We start from the raw sequence: 19,106 nt of genomic DNA, 5'->3' as shown, positions 1-19,106 counted from the left end.
GAGGGTGTTCCGGAGGAAGATGTCGGAATAGCCGGCCAGCGAGACCTCAACTTCCTTGATCCGCGCCCCTCCCGAGTCGTTGTGCCAGATGTTCGGCGCACCGGCCTTGACGGCGAGGTCCATGGTCTTGCAGATCTTCCGGGCGTAGGCGTCGGAGAGCGAGCCGCCGAACACGGTGAAGTCCTGGGCAAAGACGAACACGGGGCGCCCGTGCACGCGCGCCGAGCCGGTCACCACGCCGTCGCCGGGAATCTTCTGGTCTGCCATCCCGAAGTCCTGGCACTGGTGGACGACGAACTTGTCCACCTCGGCGAAGGAGCCCTTGTCCACGAGGCCCTCGATGCGCTCGCGCGCGGTCTTCTTGCCGGCCTTGTGCTGGCGCTCGACGCGCTCCGGCCCGCCCGCCAGCTCGGCTTCTCGGTTGCGGCGGCTAAGCTCCTGGAAGCGTTCCTGGAGGGACATTCGCGGCGCTCCGTGACGGCAAACAGCGGACGCGCGACCAGTATATGGACAGCGGTGACGGAAAGTCAACGAACGCTCACCCAGGGGCTTTTGACTTGGACCGCGGCGCTCTGCGATAATGCCCTCCCGTGACGACGCTGGCACTCCTTCTCATTACCCTCGCGGTCGTCGCCGTGGCGGGGGCCCTGATCCCGATGCTCCTGGCCCTCAAGCGGGTCGCGCTCAGGGCGGAGAGCGCGCTCCTCCTCATGGAGCAGGAGGTCCGACCGATGGCGGCCGAGCTCCGGGCGCTGGTCACCGAACTCCGCGCCCTCTCCCGGCACGCCAGCCAGGAGCTCGATCGGGTGGGGGCCGTGGCCGGGCGCGTGGACGACCTCTCGCAGCGGATCGGCAAACTGGCAGGGCTCCTGAGCGGCATGACGCGGGTAGGCCAGTTCGTCGGGGCCGCCGCCGGAGTCAAGAAAGGACTCGACGTCTTCATCACCAAGCTCATGAGCAAGGACCGGGGACACTGAAGGAGGGAGACCCAGATGGCGGAGCGAGGAGACGCGGCGGGGTACCTCGGGTGGTTCTTTCTGGGTGCCATCGTGGGCGCCGGAGCGGCCCTGCTCCTGTCGCCCAGGACCGGGAGGGAGACCCGCGATATTCTGAAAGAGAAGAGCGAGGAGTTCGCCCGGCGGGCGGGGGAGTTCGCCAGCGAGGCGCAGGTCAAGGCTGGAGACCTCTTCGACAAGAGCCGGGATTTGTTCGAGGAGCAGACCCAGCGGCTCATCTCGGCGTTCGAGGCTGGCAGGGCGGCCATGAAGGAGGAGATGTCGAAGGGCCACGCCGAGCCCTGATCGCCGCGCGACTTCGAGCGCGCACCCGCTTCGCGGGTACCCGGCCCGCGCAACCCGGGGGGGAGGCTTCGGAAGGGGGGCGAAGCCCCCCTCCGAGTAAATCTCTGGGGGAGGCCTCGGAGGGGGCCGTCGAGGCCCCCTCCGACTGCTTACAGGTGAACCGCGCGCCCCAGGGCGTCCAGCGTCGCCTCGAGGGCGGCCTCCGACAGCGTCGGGTGGGCGTGGATCGTGTGGATGATCTCCTCGAGCGTCGCCTCCAGCGTCCGCCCGACGGCGAACTCGTGGATCAGCTCGGTGGCCTCGGCACCCAGGATGTGAACGCCCAGGATTTCTCCTGTCGCCTTATCCGCCACCACCTTTAAGAATCCCTCGGCCTCGCCCTGGGCGAGCGCCTTGCCGTTGGCCTGGAACGGGAAGCGCCCCACGCTCACCTCGCTCCCCCGCGCCCTCGCCTGAGCCTCGGGCATCCCGATCGACGCGACCTGGGGGCGGCAGTACGTGCACGACGGGATGTTGGCGTAGTCCAGCGGCCGAGGGTCCTTGCCGGCGATGGCCTCCGCCGCCACGACACCCTCGGCCATGGCCTTGTGGGCCAGCAGCGGCGGGCCCGTCATGTCACCGATCGCGTAGAGCCCCCTGGTCGACGTTTCCATGCGCGGGGAGACCCTGACGTATCCCCGCTCCACGGCCACCCCCAGGGCCTCGAGGCCGAGCCCTTTCACCCGCGCGCCCCGACCCACCGCCATCAGGACCTGCTCGGCGGCGAGACGCTCGGCCTTGCCCTGGACCTCCGCCTCCACGACCACGTCGGCCTTGCCAGGCTTCACGGCGAGGACCTTCGCCCCGGTCTTGACCTCGATCCCCCGTCGCGTGAGGAGGCGGGTGAGCTGGGACGAGACCTCCTCGTCTTCCACCGGGAGGATGGCCGGCAGCGCCTCGAGGAGCGTGACCCGGACGCCGTAAGCGGCATAGACGTCGGCGAACTCCACGCCCACGGCGCCGGCCCCGACGATGATCAGAGACTGGGGCGCGTGCTCGTTCCGCACCGCGCCGTTCGAGGAGACGACCCGCGCTTCGTCGATCGGCACTCCCGGCAGCGACCTGGGCTCCGAGCCCACGGCGAGGATCACGGCGCGCGTTTCCACGGCCTGGGTGCCGTCGCGGCCCGAGACCTCCACGACGGTGGGACTCCGGAGCGTGCCACGACCCAGGATCAGCGTGACCTTGTTCTTCTTGAACAGAAACTCGACGCCCTTCGAGAGCCGGTCGGCCACCTTCCGGCTTCGCCTCACGGCTTCCGCATAGTCGGCCTCGAAGCCCGAGAGCTTGATCCCGAACTCGCGCGCTCGGTGGAAGAGCGCCACGACCTCGGCGTTGCGGAGGAGCGCCTTGGTCGGGATGCACCCCCAGTTGAGGCAGACCCCTCCCGGCCGGTCGTCCTCCACGGCGACGACCGACAGGCCGAGCTGGGCACAGCGGATCGCGGCCACATACCCGCCCGGCCCGGTCCCGACCACCGCCACGTCCACCTTCTGGGCTGCCACGCGTGTTCCCCTTTCCCCCTCACCTTACTCCTCTCCCCCCTCTCACCCTCCCTCTCCCCAGCGGGGAGAGGAGAAGAGGTGAGGGGCACCGGAGGGACAGGGTGAGGGGTGTTCTAGACGAGCAGGCGCAGGGGTTCTTCCAGGAGGCGCTTCACGTCCTGCAGGAAGCGCGCGCCCATGGCCCCGTCCATCGCCCGATGATCGCAGGACAGGGTGAGGCGCATCCGGCGGCCGACACCGAGCCGCTCGCCCTCCACCACCGGCTTCTGCACCACGGCACCGACGGCCAGGATGGCCCCCTCCGGGGGGTTGATGATGGCCGAGAACTCGTCCACATCGAACATGCCCAGGTTGGAAACCGTGAAGGTCGCGCCAGACAGCTCCTGAGCCCTGAGCCGCCGGTTCCGCGCGCGCTCGACGAGATCGCGCCCCTCCACGGCGATCTGGGTGAGCGACCTGCGATCGCAGTCGCGCAAGACCGGAGTGATGAGCCCTTCCTCCAGGGCCACCGCGATGCCGATGTGCGCCCGGTAATGAACGCGGATGGTTTCCCCCTGAAAGGAGGCGTTCACGCCCGGGTGCTTCAGCAGCGCCAGCGCGCAAGCCTTGACGATCATGTCGGTGACCGAAACCTTGGGCTGCCCCTCCAGCGCGTTCAGCTCCTCCCGGAGCTCCCAGGCCCGGTCCATGGCGACTTCCGCGGTCAGGTAGAAGTGCGGGACCGGTCCCTTGGCCTGCGCCATCCGCCGCGCGATGGCGGCCCGGATCGAGGAGAGCGGCACGTCCTGGTACTCGACCCCGGGCGCGCTCGGGACCGCGGCGGGGGCGGCGACGGCTTGCGCCGGCCGGGCCGCCGGCGCAGAGCTCAACGCCGCCTCGACGTCGCTGCGGACGATTCGCCCGCCCGGACCGCTCCCCTGGACGAGCTGGAGGTCCACTCCCGACTGAGCCGCGATCTTCTTCGCCAGGGGCGAGGCCTTGACCCGACCGGCCACGTCAGCGGTCACCGGCATGGGGACCGGAGGCGCCGGGGCCGGCGCGACGGCGGGAGCACGAGGCGGAGCCGGAGCGGGCGGCGGACCCGGCAGCGTTGCCGGTGCCGTCGTGGGTGCCGGCGCAGGGGAGGGAGGCGCCGCCAGGAGGGAGGCGATGTCTTCCGCCGCGTCGGCGATCACGGCAATCAGGCTCCCGACGGGTGCCCGCTCCCCCGCCGGAACGACGATCTTCCGGAGGACCCCGGATCCGAACGACTCGAGCTCGATGTCAGCTTTGTCGGTCTCGATCTCGGCGATGATCTCCCCGCCCGACACCGGGTCACCTTCCTTCTTCAGCCACTTGATGACCCGACCGGTCTCCATGGCCTCCGAGAGCTTCGGCATCACGACCTTGGTGATCGCCATCTACTCCTCCTCACAGGAAGACGCGCCGGGGATGCCCGGGCGAGCGAATCCGACGAGCCGTAGCGGGCGGCGAAGCGCAGGACGCCGCAGCGCTCCGAGCGACCCAACCGAGTTGGGGCGCGAGAACTAGCCCCCCGCCTCCGGGGGGATGGGGGGGCCAGCGGAGGCGTCCGAGCCGGGTACCCACGCCGGAGGCGTGGGTGAGCCCGTCGAGGTGAGGAGGTCTGAAGCGAGAACGGGCACCCCGGCGCGTGTTACGCATAGCAAACCTTGCGGATCGCGGCCTTGATCTTCTCTTTCGACGGGGTCTTGAGCTGCTCCAGGTTCCGCGCGTACGGCATCGGCGCGTTGGCGCCGGTCACCCGCTCCACCGACGCGTCCAGATCGTCGAAGGCGTGCTCGGTGATGAACGCGACGATCTCCGACCCCATGCCGGCGAAGCCGGCCCCGGCCTCGACCACGACCGCCCGGTGGGTCTTCCGGACGGACCCGATAATCGTGTCGATGTCCATCGGTCGCAGGGTCCGCGGGTCCACGATCTCGACCGAGATCCCGTCCCGCTCGAGCTCCTCGGCCACCTCGAGCGACCGGTACATCATCCCCATGTATGCGATCACGGTCACGTCGGTGCCCTCGCGCCGCACTTCCGCCACGCCGAGGGGAATCGTGAACTCGGGGTCCTCGGGCACGTCCCCCTTCAGCCCGTAGAGCGTCTCGGCCTCGATGAAGATCACCGGGTTGTCGTCCCGGATGGCGCTCTTGAGGAGCCCCTTCGCATCGCGCGGCGTGGAGGGGCGGACCACCTTGAGACCCGGCACGTGGTAGAAGTAGCTCTCCATGGACTGGGAGTGCTGGGCGGCGAGCTGATGCGCCGGGCCCCCGGGACCACGGATCACGATCGGGACGTTGTACTGACCCCCCGACATGTAGCAGAGCTTGGCCGCCGTGTTGACGATCTGATCGAGAGCGAGGATGGCGAAGTTGAAGGTCATCATCTCGACGACGGGCCTGAGCCCCAGCATCGCCGCTCCGATGCCGACTCCCGTAAACCCCGACTCGCAGATCGGGGTGTCGATCACCCGCTTCTCGCCGAACTCCGGGAGGAGGCCCTGGGTGACCTTGTAGGCCCCCTCGTAGACCCCCACCTCCTCGCCCAGGATGAAGACGCGCGGGTCCCGCCGCATCTCCTCGCGGAGCGCCAGGTTCAGCGCCTCCCGGTAGGTCATCACCCCCATGGCATTCCTCCGAGGGGGGCTCCGCCCCCCTTCCGAACTTCCCCCCGGGATTTCCTCGGAGGGGGGCTAGCGCCCCCCTTCCGAACCTCCCCCCGGGATTGCGAGGGCAAAGCCCTCGCTCGAACGCGGCCCGCCAAGGCTCTTCTGTCGTGCCAAGCTGATCGCCATGGCCTTCACTCTTTGTAGATGTCGGCAAGGAGCCACTCGTCGGGCGGCTCCGGGGAAGCATCCGCGAAGGCCACGGCGTCGTCCACGGTGTCGTTGACCTCCTTCTCCAGCGCTCTCAGGTCGGCCTCGGTGAGGATCCCGTCCCGCAGGCAGCGGTCGCGGAAGAGCGCGATCGGGTCCCGCTGCTTCTCCCGCTCGACCTCCTCCTTCGTCCGGTAGATCGCCGCCGAGGGGTCGCGCATCGAGTGGCCGCGGAAGCGGTAGGTTCGGGCTTCGATCAGCGTCGGCGTGTGCTCGGTCCGGGTGCGCGCCACCGCCCGCCCGACCACGTCGCGCACGGCCAGCACGTCCATCCCGTCCACGACCTCGCCCGGAATCCGGTAGGTCTCGGCAATCCGCCAGATCTCGGTCTGCGCCAGCGCGCGGTGGATGGCAGTGCCCATCGCGTAGCGGTTGTTCTCGCAGAGGTAGATGACGGGCAGCTTCCATAGGGAAGCAAGGTTCAGCGATTCGTGGAACTCGCCCTGGGGTACCGCGCCATCGCCGAAGGAGCAGAGCACGACCTGGTCGCCCCCCTGATACTTGACGGCAAAGGCCGCACCCGCCGCCAGGGGCAGATGGGCGCCGACGATCGCGTGGCCGCCGAGGAAGCCGACGCTCTTATCGAAGAGGTGCATCGAGCCGCCCTTGCCCTTGGAGAGGCCATCCCGGCGGCCGAACAGCTCGGCCATCATCCGCCGCGGGTCCGACCCCTTCGCCAGACAGTGCCCGTGGTCGCGGTAGGAGGAGACGGCGTAATCGTCGGAGCGCAGGACGGACGTCGCCCCCACGGCCACGGCCTCCTCGCCGATATAGAGGTGGAGGAACCCGCCGATCTTCCCGAGCGCGTACATCTCCGCCGCTTTCTCCTCGAAGCGGCGGATGAGGAACATCTGGAAGTAGAGCCGGCGGGCCAGCTCCACGTCCACCTTGGAGCTCAGGACCGTCTTTGCCTGTGCCATGTGCCCACCTCCCTACCAACGCATCAGGCTCAGGTCATCCACGGAGAGTCGATGCCGGAGCCGGAAGATCGTCACGATGATGGCCAGCCCCACGGCGACCTCGGCAGCGGCGACCGTCATCACGAAGAACACGAGCGCCTGAGCCTCGACGGTCCCGAAGCGTTGGCCAAACGCCACCAGCGCCAGGTTGGCGGCGTTGAGCATGAGCTCGATCGACATGAAGATCACGAGCGGGTTCCGGCGCACCAGGACGCCCACGACCCCGATGCTGAACAGGATCGCCGAGAGCCCGGCGTAATAGCTCTCCGGAACCATCGCGCTAGGGCGCCTTGCGCTTGGCGAGCGCCAGCACGCCCACCAGCGCGGCCAGGAGCAGCACCGATGTGACCTCGAAGGGGAAGAGATACGTCGTGAAGAGCAGCCGGCCCACCGACCCGATGTCCCCCGGCGGGCGGGTCGCACCGGGAGTCGACAGGAGCGGGGACTCCCAGATCAGCCCGATCTCGAGCAGCAGCACAGCGCCCAGGGGAACCGCTACGAGCCGGGCCGGCCTGAGCGGGTCCGGGCTCGTCTCCTCCGTCCTCGGGATCAGCACCATGATAGCAAAGACGAACAGCACCATGATGGCACCGGCGTAGATGATCACCTGGGCGGCGGCCAGGAACTCCGCGCCCAGCATCAGGTAGACTGCCGCCACGCTCCCCAGGTTCACGACCAGGAAGAGGGCGCCATGGATCGGGTTCCGCCTCAGCACCAGCCCCAGGGCCGAGGCGACCGCCACGAACGCGATCGTAAAGAACGCGAAGTGCTCCATGGCTGCCCTCGGAGGGGGGCCACCCACGCCCTACGGGCGCGGGTACCCGCCCCTTCCGAACCTCCCCCCGGAGATTGCGCGGGTAAAGCCCGCGCTCGATCGTCGGAGGGGGACACCCACGCCTTCGGCGCGGGTACCCGGGCCCCCTCCGAAGTTGTTCGAGCGTGGCAGGTTCGGCCATGCCGAGAGGCAGGCCACCTGCCGCGCGAGGCCCGAGTTGATTGCGCGGGCAAAGCCCGCGCTGGACCAGGCCTGATCGAGGCTTTTGCGTCGTGCGACGGTTAGCCGCATGGCGCTACGGGTGCCGGTCGGCCGGGATCGGCACCGGCGACCGCGGGACCCCATCCGGCCCCGCGGGCTCCAGCGCCAGCAGTATCTCCTTCGTGTAGATCATGCCGGCCCGGCTGTATGACGAAAACTCCAAAATCCCGGTGTCCATCCGGATCGCGTCCTCCGGACAGGCCTCGACGCAGTAGCCGCAGAAGACGCACTTGCCCAGGTCGATATCGAAGCGCGCGGGGTACTTCTCGACATCCGGGTTCGGGTGCTCCGCGGCCACGATGTAGATGCAGTGGGCCGGGCAGACCGTCTCGCACATCATGCAGGCCACGCAGCGGGGGGAGCCGTCCTCCCGGCGGACCAGACGGTGCAGGCTCCGGAGCCGCGGCGAGTACGGCCGGCGCTCCTCGGGATACTGAATCGTGACCGCGCCGTGGACATCCCGCCGCCCGAAGACATAGCGCGCCGTGTGGCGCGCCAGGTTGGCGAAGAAGTGGGCCGCAGTGACGCCCAACCCGACCAGAACCTCTACGAGGTAGAAGCGCTGATGCATCGAGAGTCGTCTCGATCTCATGACGGTCACCCGCGGAGCGCCACCAGGACCAGCCCCGTCGCCACCAGGTTCAGGATCGAGAGCGGGAAAAGGCCCAGCCAGCCCAGCCGCATGGCCTGGTCGTACCGAAAGCGCGGGAGGGTCCAGCGGATCAGCATGAGGAACCAGCACATGACCGATACCTTCAGGACGAACGCCCCGACCTGGAGGAGGACCACGGCCAGGTGGGAGAGCGGGATCACGGTCCCCCACGGAAAGTGAATCCCGTCGGCCACGAGGTACGGCACCTGCCAGCCGCCGAGGAAGAGCGCCGTGGCCATGCCGGCGATCACCACGGTCTCCACGAAGTCGGCCATCATGAACATGCCGAACTTCATCCCGCTGTACTCGACGAAGTAGCCGATGATCTCGGACTCGCCCTCCGGCAGGTCGAACGGGATCCGCTTCGTGGCGGCGATGCCGGCCGTGAGGAACAGCACGAAGGCGACCGGCTGGAGGACGATCCCCCAGGCCGGAATCCACCCGAGGAGGAGCCACCCCTGCCCCCGCACGATCTCCTGCATGTTGAGCGAGCCGTAGACCATGATGACCCCCATGATCGAGGCACCGATGGCGACTTCCGCCGAGATCATAAGCGCCGCCGCGCGCTGGCCGCCCAGGAGAGCATAGTTGTTCGCCGAGGCCCATCCGGCCATCATCACCCCGTACACCCCGAGCGAGAGCATGGCGAAGACATAGAGCACCCCAACGTTGAGGGTGACGGCCTGAAGGGGGATCTCGCGATCACCGATCCGGAGGACGTCGCCGAACGGGATCGTGGCGAAGGCTGCCAGGGCAAAAAAGACCGAGACAAACGGGGCCAGCGTAAACAGGACCCGGTCGGCCCGGGCCGGAAGGAAGTCCTCCTTGGTGAGCATCTTGATCGCGTCGGCCAACGGGTGAAAGAGGCCCCAGAGGCGGAGCCCGAAGATCGAGGCCCGGTTGGCCCCGATCCGGTCCTGCATGATCGCCGACTGCTTGCGCTCGACCCAGGTCAGGAGCCCGCCCATGTTCAGCACGAAGAACATGACGAAGGCCACCCGCCCGAAGGCGATCCCGAGCTCGGTGAGTACCGCGCTCATCCCTACTCCTGTACTTTCTGGCCCAGGTCGCCGAGCGACCGGTAGCTGAGGCCCGAGAACGCCGGGAGCGTGCGCGCGAGCTCGCGGAAGAGGTCCTCGGCCCGGGTGGGACGCAGGTCCAGGCCGACGGCTTCCCCGACCCGAGCCAGGATCTCCCAGTCCGGCCGCGACTCCCCCAACGGCTCGACCGCTTTCCTGAAGCGCTGGACGCGCCCCTGAAAGTTCGTGAACGTCCCCTCGCGCTCGGCGTACGTGGCGCTCGGAAGTACGAGGTGCGCGTGGGCGCTCACCCCGTTCGCGTTCGAGCCCTGGAAGATCAGGCAGCCCAGGGCGAGGAGAGCCTCCAGCACCTCCGCCTCGCCCCAGGCGCTCCGGGTCAGGTCGTGGTGGAACACCCAGAGGCACTTGAGCCGCCGGGCGCGCGCGGCCTGGAGCATGCCGCGGGCATCCGGGCCGCCGTCCCGCGGCAGGAGCCCGATCAGCTCGGCGCCCTTCGAGTTCGGGTTCTTGTCGGCCCTGATCAGGAGGTGGTCCTCAAAGCCGGGATCGCGCGGCGGGACGCCGAAGTCCAGGCTGCGGATCCCGAGATGGCCCGCCAGGCGCTTGAGGAGGAAGAGATCCTCGTTCGCCATCTGGGGAGAGGCAAGGACCCCGATCTCTTCCGGCGCGTACTGCCGGAGGCGGCCGGCCAGGAGCTGGACGGCGTCCTCCCAGGAGACCTCCTCTGCCTTCGGCCCCTCCCGCCGGGCCGGCGCGAGAAGCCGGCTCGGGTCGTCGATGAAGCCGAAGCCGTAGCGACCGAAGTCGCAGATCCACCACTTGTTGACCTCGGGGTTCTCCCGCGGCTTGAGCCGGGCGACGCGGCGACCCGCGTTGTGATGGGGGCGCCGCACGTTGTAGTGGATCTCGATGTTGCAGCCGCGCGCGCAGCCCGGACAGACGGACTTGGCGCGGTCCAGGTACCAGACCCGCACCGCGAACCGGAAATCCCGGTCGGTGAGCGCCCCGACCGGGCAGATGTCGATGACGTTGCCGGAGTACGGGTTCGCCAGCTCCCGGCCGGGAAAGAGGCCGATCTCCGAGCGATCGCCCCGGTTGAAGATTCCCAGCTCGCTGGTCCCGGTCACCTCGTCGCAGAAGCGGACGCAGCGGGAGCAGAGGATGCAGCGCTCCGCGTCCAGCATCACGTGCGGCCCGAGCGGGACCGCCTTGGGCTTGTGCACCTTCTCGTCCATCATCCGCGGCTCGTAGAGGCCGTGCTGCATGTAGTAGATCTGGAGCCAGCACTCGCCCGCCTGATCGCACACGGGGCAGTCGAGCGGGTGATTGATCAGATGGAACTCCATGATGGACTTGCGGGTCTCCAGCACTTTCGGGGAGCCTGTCTGGACCACCATCCCGTCCGTGGCGACGGTGTTGCACGAGATCTGGAGGCGGGGGTTCTTCTCGATTTCCACCATGCAGAGCCGGCACTGCCCCGCGATGGAGAGACCCGGATGGTAGCAGTAGTGGGGGATCTCGATCCCGAGGCGCCGGGCCGCCTCGATGAGCACGGTGCCGGCGGGGACCTCGATCTCCTTGCCGTCGATGGTCAGCCTGGCCATCGCCGGACCTCAGTGGGCGACCACGAGCGACGGCTGGCCCTCACCGATCAGCGCCTCGAACTCGGCCCGGAATTTCTCGACGTAGCTGATGTAAGGCCCCACCGCGCCGTCGTAGAAGGCACAGATCGTGGTACCCGCGCCGCGCCGGGCGACGTCCAGGATCGTGTCCAGGTCTTCCTTGCGGCCCTTCCCTTCCACGATCCGCCTCGCCGTCTTGTAGATCCAGCCGGTGGACTCGCGGCAGGGCGTGCACTGGCCGCAGGACTCGTGGGCGTAGAAGCGGGCGATAACCATCAGCGCCTCGGGGATCGAGACCGTCTCATCCATCACGATCACGCCGGCGGACCCGATCATCGACCCCGCGCGCTGGAGCCCGTCCACATCCATGGTGACGTCGATCTCGTCGGCGGTCAGGATCGCTGATGACGACCCGCCCGGCACCACCGCCTTGAGCCGTCGCCCGTTCGGGAGACCGCCGGCGTGTTCGTATATCAGCTGTCGCACCGTGGCGGAAACGGGCAGCTCGTAGACGCCGGGACGCACGACGTGACCCGAGACCGAGTACATGCGGGTCCCCCCCTGGCTCTTGGTCCCGAGCCCGGCGAACCACTCGGCACCGCGGTTGATGATGGGCGGCACATGGCAGATGGTCTCGACGTTGTTCACGATGGTCGGGCAGCCGAAGGCGCCACGCACGGCGGGAAACGGCGGCTTGAGCTTGGGCCAGCCCTTGTTCCCCTCCAGCGAGGAGATGAGCCCCGTCTCCTCGCCGCAGATATAGGCCCCGGCCCCCCGGTGAACGATGATGTCGAGGTCGAACCCGGACCCCAGGATGTTCTTGCCGAGGAATCCCGCAGCGCAGGCCTCCTCCACGGCTCGCGAGAAGATCTCCCAGGGCCGGACGTACTCGCCGCGGATGTACACGAAGGCCGTGTGCGAGCCGATCGCGTAGGCCGAAATGATCATCCCCTCGATGAGCGCGTGGGGGTCCCGCTCGAGGAGGTAACGGTCCTTGAAGGTGCCGGGCTCCCCCTCGTCGCCGTTGATCACCAGGTACCGCGGCTTCGTGCTCTCCTTGGGGATGAACCCCCACTTCACCCCGGTCGGGAACCCCGCACCCCCGAGGCCCCGGAGGTTGGAGCGCCTGACCTCGGCGACGACGTCGGCCGGGGCCATGCCAAACGCCTTCCGCACCGCCTCGTACCCGCCCGTCTCCCGGTAGACCCGGAGCGTGTGCGACTCGGCAAGGTGGAAGTTCCGGGTCAGGATCAGCTCAGCCATCCGGCTCCCACCTCACGCGTTCCATTGCATCTCTCCGAGCACTCCACCCAATCCACTGTTCTACTGCTGGGGACCTCCGTATACTACGGCCAGCGCAATCGCTGCATACACATAAGCTGAACAGTATTAGCTCAGTCCTTCCAGGATCCGGTCGATCTTCTCTGCGGTCAGGTTCCCCTCGTAGCGGTCGTCCACCTGCATCATGGGAGCCATCTCGCAGGCGCAGAGGCACTCGACCGCCAGGAGCGTCACCCGGCCGTCGTCCGTGGTCTCGCCCACGTCCACCCCGAGCTTCTCCTTGAGGTGGGCCAGCAGTCTCGGGGCACCCAGGAGGTGGCACGTCAGGTTGTGACAGACCGAGATGACGTGCCGGCCCTTCGGCGTGGTGAAGAAGAGCGTGTAGAAGGTCACGACTTCGTGGACGTGGGCCGGCGCGAGTCCGAACAGGCTCGCGACGTACTCCTCGACCTCCAGGGAGATGTAGCCGAAGGCCTCCTGCGCGAGACAGAGCACCGGCAGAAGCGCGGCCCGCTTGTCCGGGTAGAGGGTCTGGAGCCGCCGGACCTCGGCGAGCTCGGCCGGGGTGAACTCGACCCTGGCGGCCGCCAGGCTCACTGATCAGGCTCCTCGACAGGCCTCACCGGTCCAGTTCCTTGTGTTTCACCGGTCGAGCTCCCCGCCGATCATGTTGACCGAGCCGAAGGTCGGGACGACGTCGGCCACCATCCCACCTTCGATCATCCGGTGGAGCGCGGCCAGCGGCGGAAAGCACGGCGGCCGGCATCGCACCCGGTACGGGCGATCGCTCCCGTCGGACACGACGTAGAACCCCAGCTCGCCGTTGGCCCCCTCCACCGGGAAGTACGCGTCCCCCTGCGGCGGGCGGATCCCGTAGCCGTCCATGACCAGCATGAAGTGGTTCATGAGCCCTTCGATGGAGCCGTAGGTCTCTTCCTTGGGAGGGAGGACCACGCGCTTGTCGGCCACGTTGACCTCCCGGTGGGCCGGCTTCTCCAGCCCCTGGAGGTTGGGCGACAGCGTGATCGGCAGCAGGAGCAGCCCTTCGGTCTTGCCGAGCTTGCCACGGTCCACGTAGAGCGCGGGGTCGATCGGCTTGCCGGCGAAATCCACGTTGATGGGCCCGCCCGGGAGCTGGTCGAGAGCTTGCTCCACGATCCGCATGGACTGCTCCATCTCGGCCATGCGCACCAGGTAGCGGTCGTAGTTGTCCCCGCTCTGCCCCGTGGGGATTTCGAACTCGACGCGGTCGTAAGCGTAATAGGGCTGGGCCCGGCGCACATCGTAGGCGACGCCGGTCGCTCGAAGGAGCGGCCCCGTGATGCTGTAGGCGATCGTCTCTTCGCGGGACAGCACCCCGACCCCGACCATCCGGTCGATGAAGATCCGGTTGCCGGTCAGGAGTTTGTGGACCTCCTCGAGCACCTGACGCGTCTCCTTGAAGGCCTTCCGCACCTTGAGCGCGAAGCCCTCGGGCAGATCGGCCTTGACCCCTCCAACGCGGGCGTACGAGATCGTCAGGCGCGCCCCGGTCACGTCCTCCACCAGCTCCCAGAGGAACTCCCGGGCCTTGATCATATAGAGGAACACGGTGAAGGCCCCAAGCTCCATGGCGCTGGCGCCGACGCACGTCAGGTGGTCGCAGATCCGGGAGATCTCGCTCATGATGGTGCGGATGTACTTGCAGCGCTCGGTGATGTCGATCCCCAGGAGCTTCTCGACACAGGAGGCGTAGCCGAAGTTGTTGATCAGCGGGGAGACGTAGTTGAGCCGGTCCGTGTACGGGATGGCGTTGTTGTACGGGCCCTCCTCGCACTCCTTCTCGAAGGCCCGGTGCAGGTAGCCGATCTCCACATCGGCCTTGACCACGGTCTCGCCGTCGAGTTCGGCCATGATGCGGATGATGCCGTGCATGGCCGGGTGCTGGGGACCCACGTTCACGTAGAGGTGCTGGGAGCCCGAGCCGGTGCCACTCCCCTCGCCCAGGAAAATCTCGCGCGTCGTGCGTTCGGCCATCAGACCTTGGGCCCGATGAGGGGCTGGCGCTTGTTCACGGGGTAGTCCTTCCGGAGCGGGTGGCCCTGGAACTCTTCGTACATCAGGAGGCGGCGGAGGTCCGGGTGACCCGCGAAGCGGATCCCGAACATGTCCCACACCTCCCTCTCGAACCAGTCGGCGACCGGCCACAGGGGAACGGCCGTGGAGACTACGGCGTCTTCCTCCTCCACCCGCACCTTCAGCCGGAGTCGGTGGTTGTGGGTGAGCGAGTAGAGGTGGTAGACGACTTCGAAGCGGGGCCCGTCCTCACGCCCGGGGTACTTCAGGTAGTCCACCGCCGTCAGGTCCATCAGGACCTCGAAGCCGAGCGCCGGGTCGTCCCGGCAGAAGCGCAGGACCTCGGCGATGGCCGACAGGTCCACCACCGCCGTGTGATCGCCCCTGAAGGCGTGGGTCTCGAGGATCCGGCCGGGGAAGCACTCTACGAGCCGAGCAAGAATCGCCTGTCCGTCCATGCAGTCAGCGGGTGGGAGACAGGCTCAGTACCGTTGAGCCCCGGCGGCGATCTTCTCCTGGAGCTTCATGAGCCCGTCGAGCACGCTCTCGGGCCGAGGCGGACAGCCGGGGATGTAGACGTCGACCGGGATGATGGTGTCGATCCCCATGACGGTCGCGTAGTTGTCATAAAAGCCGCCCGTGCATGTGCAGACGCCAAACGCCACCACCCACTTGGGCTCGGTCATCTGGTCGTAGACTCGCTTCAGCACGGGCGCCATCTTGTGGCTGATGGTCCCCACGACGAACAGCACGTCGGCCTGCCGGGGCGAGAACCGTGGGAGACCTGCGCCGAAGCGATCCACATCGTAATGGGAACAGGCCGTGGCCATGTACTCCATGCCGCAGCACGCGGTGACGAACGGGTACTGGAAGATGGAGTACTTCCGCGCCCAGCCGATCGCCTCATCGAGCTTGGAGGTGAAGAAGCTCCCTAGTCCCATTCGAGGCCTCCCTTTTGCCAGATATACAGGAAGCCGAGCATCAGGATGCCGAGGTAGACGAGGATCGCCGCGAGACCGAACCACCCGAGCTCCCGCGCGAGCACGGTCCACGGGAACACGAACATCAGCTCGATGTCGAAGATGATGAAGAAGATGGCCACCGTCGCGAACTTGATGGCGAATCGCCCTTCGGGGAGCGCGACGGGATCCTTGCCGCACTCGAAGGGCTCGAGCTTGACCGGACTGGGGCGCCGGGGCGCGATCAACAACGGGATCCACAGCATCGCTCCCGCGACCACCGCGGCGATGCCGAAGACCATCAGGAGCGGGACGTGTTCCATCGCGCTGCCGCGATCCCCTGGACCTGGCGCTTGGCGTGGTAAGAGCTCCGCACCAGCGGGCCTGCCTCCACGTGGGCAAAACCCATCGCCCGCCCCAGAGCCGCCAGCTCGGCGAACTCCTCGGGGGGGTAGAAGCGGGCGACCGGCAGGTGACGGGGCGAGGGGCGGAGGTACTGGCCCAGCGTGAGGATGTTCACGTCGACCGCGCGGAGGTCCTGCATAGTGGCAAGCAGCTCCTGGCGGCTCTCGCCCAGCCCCAGGATGAGCCCGGACTTGGTGAGCAGGTCCGCGACGGCAGCCCGGGCGCGTCGGAACAAATCCAGGGTTCGCTCGTATCGGCCCCCGTGACGCGCCAGCTTGTAGAGACGCGGGACCGTCTCGGTATTGTGGTTCAGGATGTCAGGGCGCGCATCCAGGACCTTCGCCAGGGCCTCGGCCGAGCCCTGGAAATCGGGGATCAGCACTTCGACCTGGCAGCCTGGCGCCTCGCGTCGGATTGCGCGGATTGTGGCGGCGAACACCGCGGCGCCACCGTCGGCCAGGTCGTCCCGGTTCACCGAGGTGACCACCACGTGCTCGAGCCCCAGCGTGCGAACCGCGCGCGCCACGCGCTCGGGTTCCTCGCGATCCTCCCAGGTCGGCGTCCCGTGCGTCACCGCACAGTAGCCGCAGTTCCGGGTACAGACATCGCCGAGGACCATGAACGTCGCGGTCAGATCCTCCCAGCACTCCCCGATGTTCGGGCAGTGCGCCTCCTCGCAGACGCTGTGGAGGTTCCACTCCCGCATGAGCGCCTTGAGGCGCAGGTAGTTCGGGCCCCCGGGAGCTCGCACCTTCAGCCACGCGGGCTTCCGAACATCGCGGGGAGACGGAGACTCAAGAAGGGGTAGCGACACGCCCATAAATCAACCGCGCCCATTCGCCTCGGCGCGCCCATTATGCCACAGCTTTCAGGAGGCGCCAAGGCTACCCGTCGAAGGATCGCCTCATCCGCCGCCGTCGCCCGCGGTCAGCGTGAACGGGGCGACGGCCACCGCGCTGGTCCGGCGCAGGTCTTCGGAGAACAAGACCGTAAGCCACTGGTACGATCCGGCAGGCAGGCCCGGAGGAAGTTCCAGATCCAGGCTGGGGAGCGACGAAGGAGTGGTGCCGAAGGGGGGACTCGAACCCCCACGGGTTGCCCCACACGCCCCTCAAACGTGCGCGTCTGCCAATTCCGCCACTTCGGCGCCGGCGGAAAGTGAGTATGCCACCGCGGCGCGCGGAGTGTCAATGACCAACGATGAATCGCAGCACCGCCCTGCGCTTCGTTGGGCGGTCAACCCGACCGACAACCGCACGGAGCCGGGGGTCCAGGGCGTCCCGAATCCCCTCGCCGAGCAGGTTGTAGGACAGGACCGTGATCAGGATCGCCAGTCCCGGGTAGAGGGAGAGCCACCAGGCGATCTCGATCGAGTCCTTGCCGTCGTTGAGGATGTTCCCCCAGGTGGGCGAGGGAGGCTGCACCCCCAGCCCGAGGAACGAGAGCCCCGACTCCGTTAGGATCGCCGCGGGAATGCCGAGCGTCATCGCCACCAGCACCGGCGCCATCGCGTTGGGAAGGATGTGGCGCCAGATGATTCGAAAGCCGCTGGCGCCGACGGCCTGGGACCAGAGCACGAACTCACGCTCCTTGAGCGAGAGGAACTCCGCGCGCACGAGCCGGGCGACGCCCATCCAGCCCGTGAGCCCGATCACCGCCATGATGGTCCAGATGGAGGGCTGGAGGAAGGCGAGCACGGCCAGGAGGAGGAAGAACCGCGGGAAGACCAGCATGAGGTCCACCAGGCGCATGACCGCCGCGTCGATCATCCCGCCGGCGTACCCGCCCACCGACCCCAGCAGCAGCCCGATTGCGGTCGCGATCCCCACGGAGACGAACCCCACCGCCAGGGACACGCGCGCGCCGTAGACGATGCGCGCGAACACGTCGCGCCCGATCTGATCCGTGCCGAGCCAGTGGCTCCACGTGGGCGGATCCAGGATCTTCTTCACGTCGGGGCGGTACGGGTCCGACTGCGCCAGCCAGGGGGCGCACCCGGCGATCAGGATCAGGCAGACCACGATGACCCCGCCCGTGACGGCCAGACGGTTCTTCACGAACGTCCGCCAGAAGAGCCCGATCTCGCCGCGGGCGCGTGCAGCCACCGCCCTCACCTCGCGCCGCGGCGGCCCACGCGGATGCGCGGATCCACGAGGCCGTACGAGATGTCCGCCACCAAGTTGGCCACGAGCGTGAGGGTGGCCACGATGACCAGGTTGCCCATGATCACCGGGTAGTCGCGCATGAACACGGCCTGGACCATGAGCTGCCCCATCCCGGGGATCGCGAAGACCGACTCCACGATCACGCTCCCGCCGATGAGGCCGGGGAGCGAGAGGCCCAGAATGGTGACGACCGGGAGGAGGGCGTTCCGGAGGGCGTGCTTGCCGATGACCGCCTGCTCCGAGAGCCCCTTCGCCCGGGCCGTCTGCACGTACTCCTGCCGGACCACCTCGAGCATGCTCTGCCGCATGTAGCGCGAGAAGCCGGCGAGCCCGCCGAAGGTCGCCACCAGGATCGGCAGGAGGAGATGGGAGACGAAGTCCCACTGCTGGCGCCAGTAGGGCAGGTACTCCCAGTTCAGCGAGCGGAGGCCCGAGACCGGGAGCCAGCCGAGCTGGACGCCGAAGAGGATCATCAGGAGCAAGGCGAGCCAGAAATCCGGCGTGGCAAAACCCACGAAGACGAAGATCGTGGTGACCTTGTCGAAGAGCGAGTACTGGCGGGTGGCCGAAAGGACCCCGATCGGCACCGCCACGATCAGGATCAGGAGCATCTCGATGGTGTTCAGGAAGAGCGTGATGGGCAGGCGCTCGGCGATCTTCTGGAGGACCGGCTTGCCGTCAGGCGCGAACGACCGGCCGAAGTCCAGCCGTGCGAGGCGGGTCACCCAGAGCCAGTACTGGAGGTACAGGGGCTTGTCGAGCCCGTAGACTTCGCGGAGCGCCTGCACGGCCTGGGCCGAGCCCTTGACGCTGAGGTCGCCGGTCTCCAGCTCGACCGGATCGCCGGGAGCCAGGTGGATCACCAGGAAAGAGACGAAGGTGATACCGACCAGGAGGGGAACGGCCAGCAGGAGCCGGCGGAGCGCGTACAGGACCATCTAGGGCAATCGGAGGGGGCCTCGACGGCCCCCTCCGAAACCTCCCCCAGGATTCGCTTGCGCGGGCCAAGCCCGCGCTCGAAGGGCGTTATTCCGACACACTCCTGCCCCTCGGAGGGGGGCGCACCCACGCCGACCCCCCGCGCTGGCGCACGGGTGTGGCGCGGGTACCCGCCCCTTCCGAACCTTATACTATCTCGGACCCGGGAATGACATGACTACTATCCCCAACCCTGTGACGTGGGAGTTCACGGAGCTCGCTGGG

The 19,106-nt window shown here is 67.9% G+C and carries 21 protein-coding genes and 1 tRNA gene; 2 read left to right on the top strand and 20 right to left on the bottom strand.

All coding sequences use genetic code 11. From position 1 onward, the window contains the following. Positions 1 to 462 (bottom strand): methylmalonyl-CoA carboxyltransferase (locus tag HY726_00335; protein ID MBI4607438.1); only part of this gene is annotated, 462 nt, incomplete at its 3' end. A 128-nt stretch (positions 463 to 590) separates the two neighbouring features. Here HY726_00335 and HY726_00330 point away from each other — a divergent pair. Both HY726_00330 and HY726_00325 read left to right on the top strand, forming a co-directional pair. Further along, positions 591 to 977, top strand: a complete 387-nt coding sequence (locus tag HY726_00330) for a DUF948 domain-containing protein (protein ID MBI4607437.1) — start codon at positions 591 to 593, stop codon at positions 975 to 977. Positions 978 to 992: 15 nt separating this feature from the next. Further along, entirely contained in the window at positions 993 to 1,301 is a 309-nt protein-coding gene (locus HY726_00325) for a YtxH domain-containing protein (GenBank protein MBI4607436.1), read from the top strand. A gap of 149 nt (positions 1,302 to 1,450) precedes the next feature. On the opposite strand, the gene lpdA is transcribed toward HY726_00325, so the two are convergent. The 19 genes from lpdA to HY726_00230 all read right to left on the bottom strand — a co-directional run bounded on the left by lpdA (position 1,451) and on the right by HY726_00230 (position 18,841). Beyond that, positions 1,451 to 2,845, bottom strand: coding sequence for a dihydrolipoyl dehydrogenase (gene lpdA, locus HY726_00320; protein ID MBI4607435.1), 1,395 nt, complete (start codon positions 2,843 to 2,845; stop codon positions 1,451 to 1,453). Positions 2,846 to 2,958: 113 nt separating this feature from the next. Then, positions 2,959 to 4,245: a 2-oxo acid dehydrogenase subunit E2 gene (locus HY726_00315; GenBank protein MBI4607434.1), complete on the bottom strand. Its 1,287-nt coding sequence runs from the start codon at positions 4,243 to 4,245 to the stop codon at positions 2,959 to 2,961. Positions 4,246 to 4,499: 254 nt separating this feature from the next. Then, positions 4,500 to 5,480, bottom strand: a complete 981-nt coding sequence (locus HY726_00310) for a pyruvate dehydrogenase complex E1 component subunit beta (protein ID MBI4607433.1) — start codon at positions 5,478 to 5,480, stop codon at positions 4,500 to 4,502. 173 nt (positions 5,481 to 5,653) lie between these two features. Further along, a complete protein-coding gene (gene pdhA / locus HY726_00305) occupies positions 5,654 to 6,649 on the bottom strand; it encodes a pyruvate dehydrogenase (acetyl-transferring) E1 component subunit alpha (protein ID MBI4607432.1) in 996 nt (331 codons plus the stop codon). A gap of 12 nt (positions 6,650 to 6,661) precedes the next feature. Next, positions 6,662 to 6,964 carry an NADH-quinone oxidoreductase subunit NuoK gene (nuoK, locus tag HY726_00300; protein ID MBI4607431.1) on the bottom strand — a complete coding sequence of 101 codons (303 nt, stop codon included), beginning with the start codon at positions 6,962 to 6,964 and terminating at the stop codon, positions 6,662 to 6,664. 4 nt (positions 6,965 to 6,968) lie between these two features. Next, positions 6,969 to 7,463 carry an NADH-quinone oxidoreductase subunit J gene (locus HY726_00295; GenBank protein MBI4607430.1) on the bottom strand — a complete coding sequence of 165 codons (495 nt, stop codon included), beginning with the start codon at positions 7,461 to 7,463 and terminating at the stop codon, positions 6,969 to 6,971. 295 nt (positions 7,464 to 7,758) lie between these two features. After that, a complete protein-coding gene (locus tag HY726_00290) occupies positions 7,759 to 8,316 on the bottom strand; it encodes an NADH-quinone oxidoreductase subunit I (GenBank protein ID MBI4607429.1) in 558 nt (185 codons plus the stop codon). Between the two features lie 5 nt (positions 8,317 to 8,321). Further along, a complete protein-coding gene (locus tag HY726_00285; protein ID MBI4607428.1) occupies positions 8,322 to 9,416 on the bottom strand; it encodes an NADH-quinone oxidoreductase subunit H in 1,095 nt (364 codons plus the stop codon). A 2-nt stretch (positions 9,417 to 9,418) separates the two neighbouring features. Next, on the bottom strand, positions 9,419 to 11,020 hold the full coding sequence (locus HY726_00280; protein MBI4607427.1) for a molybdopterin-dependent oxidoreductase: 1,602 nt from the start codon (positions 11,018 to 11,020) through the stop codon (positions 9,419 to 9,421). Positions 11,021 to 11,029: 9 nt separating this feature from the next. Then, a complete protein-coding gene (nuoF, locus tag HY726_00275) occupies positions 11,030 to 12,301 on the bottom strand; it encodes an NADH-quinone oxidoreductase subunit NuoF (GenBank protein MBI4607426.1) in 1,272 nt (423 codons plus the stop codon). A 126-nt stretch (positions 12,302 to 12,427) separates the two neighbouring features. Beyond that, on the bottom strand, positions 12,428 to 12,916 hold the full coding sequence (gene nuoE / locus HY726_00270; GenBank protein ID MBI4607425.1) for an NADH-quinone oxidoreductase subunit NuoE: 489 nt from the start codon (positions 12,914 to 12,916) through the stop codon (positions 12,428 to 12,430). Between the two features lie 45 nt (positions 12,917 to 12,961). Next, positions 12,962 to 14,335: an NADH-quinone oxidoreductase subunit D gene (locus HY726_00265; GenBank protein ID MBI4607424.1), complete on the bottom strand. Its 1,374-nt coding sequence runs from the start codon at positions 14,333 to 14,335 to the stop codon at positions 12,962 to 12,964. Beyond that, positions 14,335 to 14,832: an NADH-quinone oxidoreductase subunit C gene (locus HY726_00260; protein ID MBI4607423.1), complete on the bottom strand. Its 498-nt coding sequence runs from the start codon at positions 14,830 to 14,832 to the stop codon at positions 14,335 to 14,337. The genes HY726_00265 and HY726_00260 overlap by 1 nt, the downstream gene beginning before the upstream one ends. A gap of 24 nt (positions 14,833 to 14,856) precedes the next feature. Then, positions 14,857 to 15,315: an NADH-quinone oxidoreductase subunit NuoB gene (gene nuoB, locus HY726_00255; protein MBI4607422.1), complete on the bottom strand. Its 459-nt coding sequence runs from the start codon at positions 15,313 to 15,315 to the stop codon at positions 14,857 to 14,859. After that, positions 15,306 to 15,656, bottom strand: a complete 351-nt coding sequence (gene ndhC, locus HY726_00250; protein ID MBI4607421.1) for an NADH-quinone oxidoreductase subunit A — start codon at positions 15,654 to 15,656, stop codon at positions 15,306 to 15,308. Before ndhC ends, nuoB begins: the two co-directional genes overlap by 10 nt. Then, positions 15,635 to 16,558 (bottom strand): lipoyl synthase, encoded by a 924-nt coding sequence (gene lipA / locus HY726_00245; GenBank protein ID MBI4607420.1) that lies wholly within the window; start codon positions 16,556 to 16,558, stop codon positions 15,635 to 15,637. Before lipA ends, ndhC begins: the two co-directional genes overlap by 22 nt. A gap of 242 nt (positions 16,559 to 16,800) precedes the next feature. Continuing rightward, positions 16,801 to 16,885 (bottom strand) — tRNA-Leu (locus tag HY726_00240). Positions 16,886 to 16,925: 40 nt separating this feature from the next. Beyond that, the gene (locus HY726_00235) at positions 16,926 to 17,843 is read right to left on the bottom strand and encodes an ABC transporter permease (GenBank protein MBI4607419.1); all 918 of its coding nucleotides are present in this window, start codon (positions 17,841 to 17,843) and stop codon (positions 16,926 to 16,928) included. 5 nt (positions 17,844 to 17,848) lie between these two features. Next, complete coding sequence (locus HY726_00230; protein MBI4607418.1) at positions 17,849 to 18,841, bottom strand: ABC transporter permease; 993 nt, start codon at positions 18,839 to 18,841, stop codon at positions 17,849 to 17,851. Positions 18,842 to 19,106: the final 265 nt, after the last annotated feature.

Source organism: Candidatus Rokuibacteriota bacterium (genome assembly GCA_016209385.1).
In the GTDB taxonomy this organism is placed as follows: domain Bacteria; phylum Methylomirabilota; class Methylomirabilia; order Rokubacteriales; family CSP1-6; genus JACQWB01.
The sequence above is the reverse complement of the archived record's forward strand: the minus strand, read 5'-3'. Positions and strand labels throughout refer to the sequence as shown.

Excerpts from the sequence above, each read along its gene's own strand:
- lipA (MBI4607420.1), bottom strand. The coding sequence starts at position 16,558 with ATGGGCGTGTCGCTACCCCTTCTTGAGTCTCCGTCTCCCCGCGATGTT.
- HY726_00265 (MBI4607424.1), bottom strand. The coding sequence starts at position 14,335 with ATGGCCGAACGCACGACGCGCGAGATTTTCCTGGGCGAGGGGAGTGGC.
- HY726_00315 (MBI4607434.1), bottom strand. The coding sequence starts at position 4,245 with ATGGCGATCACCAAGGTCGTGATGCCGAAGCTCTCGGAGGCCATGGAG.
- pdhA (MBI4607432.1), bottom strand. The coding sequence starts at position 6,649 with ATGGCACAGGCAAAGACGGTCCTGAGCTCCAAGGTGGACGTGGAGCTG.
- HY726_00295 (MBI4607430.1), bottom strand. The coding sequence starts at position 7,463 with ATGGAGCACTTCGCGTTCTTTACGATCGCGTTCGTGGCGGTCGCCTCG.
- nuoB (MBI4607422.1), bottom strand. The coding sequence starts at position 15,315 with ATGGGACTAGGGAGCTTCTTCACCTCCAAGCTCGATGAGGCGATCGGC.
- HY726_00260 (MBI4607423.1), bottom strand. The coding sequence starts at position 14,832 with ATGGACGGACAGGCGATTCTTGCTCGGCTCGTAGAGTGCTTCCCCGGC.
- HY726_00325 (MBI4607436.1), top strand. The coding sequence starts at position 993 with ATGGCGGAGCGAGGAGACGCGGCGGGGTACCTCGGGTGGTTCTTTCTG.
- ndhC (MBI4607421.1), bottom strand. The coding sequence starts at position 15,656 with ATGGAACACGTCCCGCTCCTGATGGTCTTCGGCATCGCCGCGGTGGTC.
- HY726_00285 (MBI4607428.1), bottom strand. The coding sequence starts at position 9,416 with ATGAGCGCGGTACTCACCGAGCTCGGGATCGCCTTCGGGCGGGTGGCC.
- HY726_00310 (MBI4607433.1), bottom strand. The coding sequence starts at position 5,480 with ATGGGGGTGATGACCTACCGGGAGGCGCTGAACCTGGCGCTCCGCGAG.
- nuoK (MBI4607431.1), bottom strand. The coding sequence starts at position 6,964 with ATGGTTCCGGAGAGCTATTACGCCGGGCTCTCGGCGATCCTGTTCAGC.
- nuoF (MBI4607426.1), bottom strand. The coding sequence starts at position 12,301 with ATGGCTGAGCTGATCCTGACCCGGAACTTCCACCTTGCCGAGTCGCAC.
- HY726_00290 (MBI4607429.1), bottom strand. The coding sequence starts at position 8,316 with ATGAGATCGAGACGACTCTCGATGCATCAGCGCTTCTACCTCGTAGAG.
- HY726_00280 (MBI4607427.1), bottom strand. The coding sequence starts at position 11,020 with ATGGCCAGGCTGACCATCGACGGCAAGGAGATCGAGGTCCCCGCCGGC.
- HY726_00230 (MBI4607418.1), bottom strand. The coding sequence starts at position 18,841 with ATGGTCCTGTACGCGCTCCGCCGGCTCCTGCTGGCCGTTCCCCTCCTG.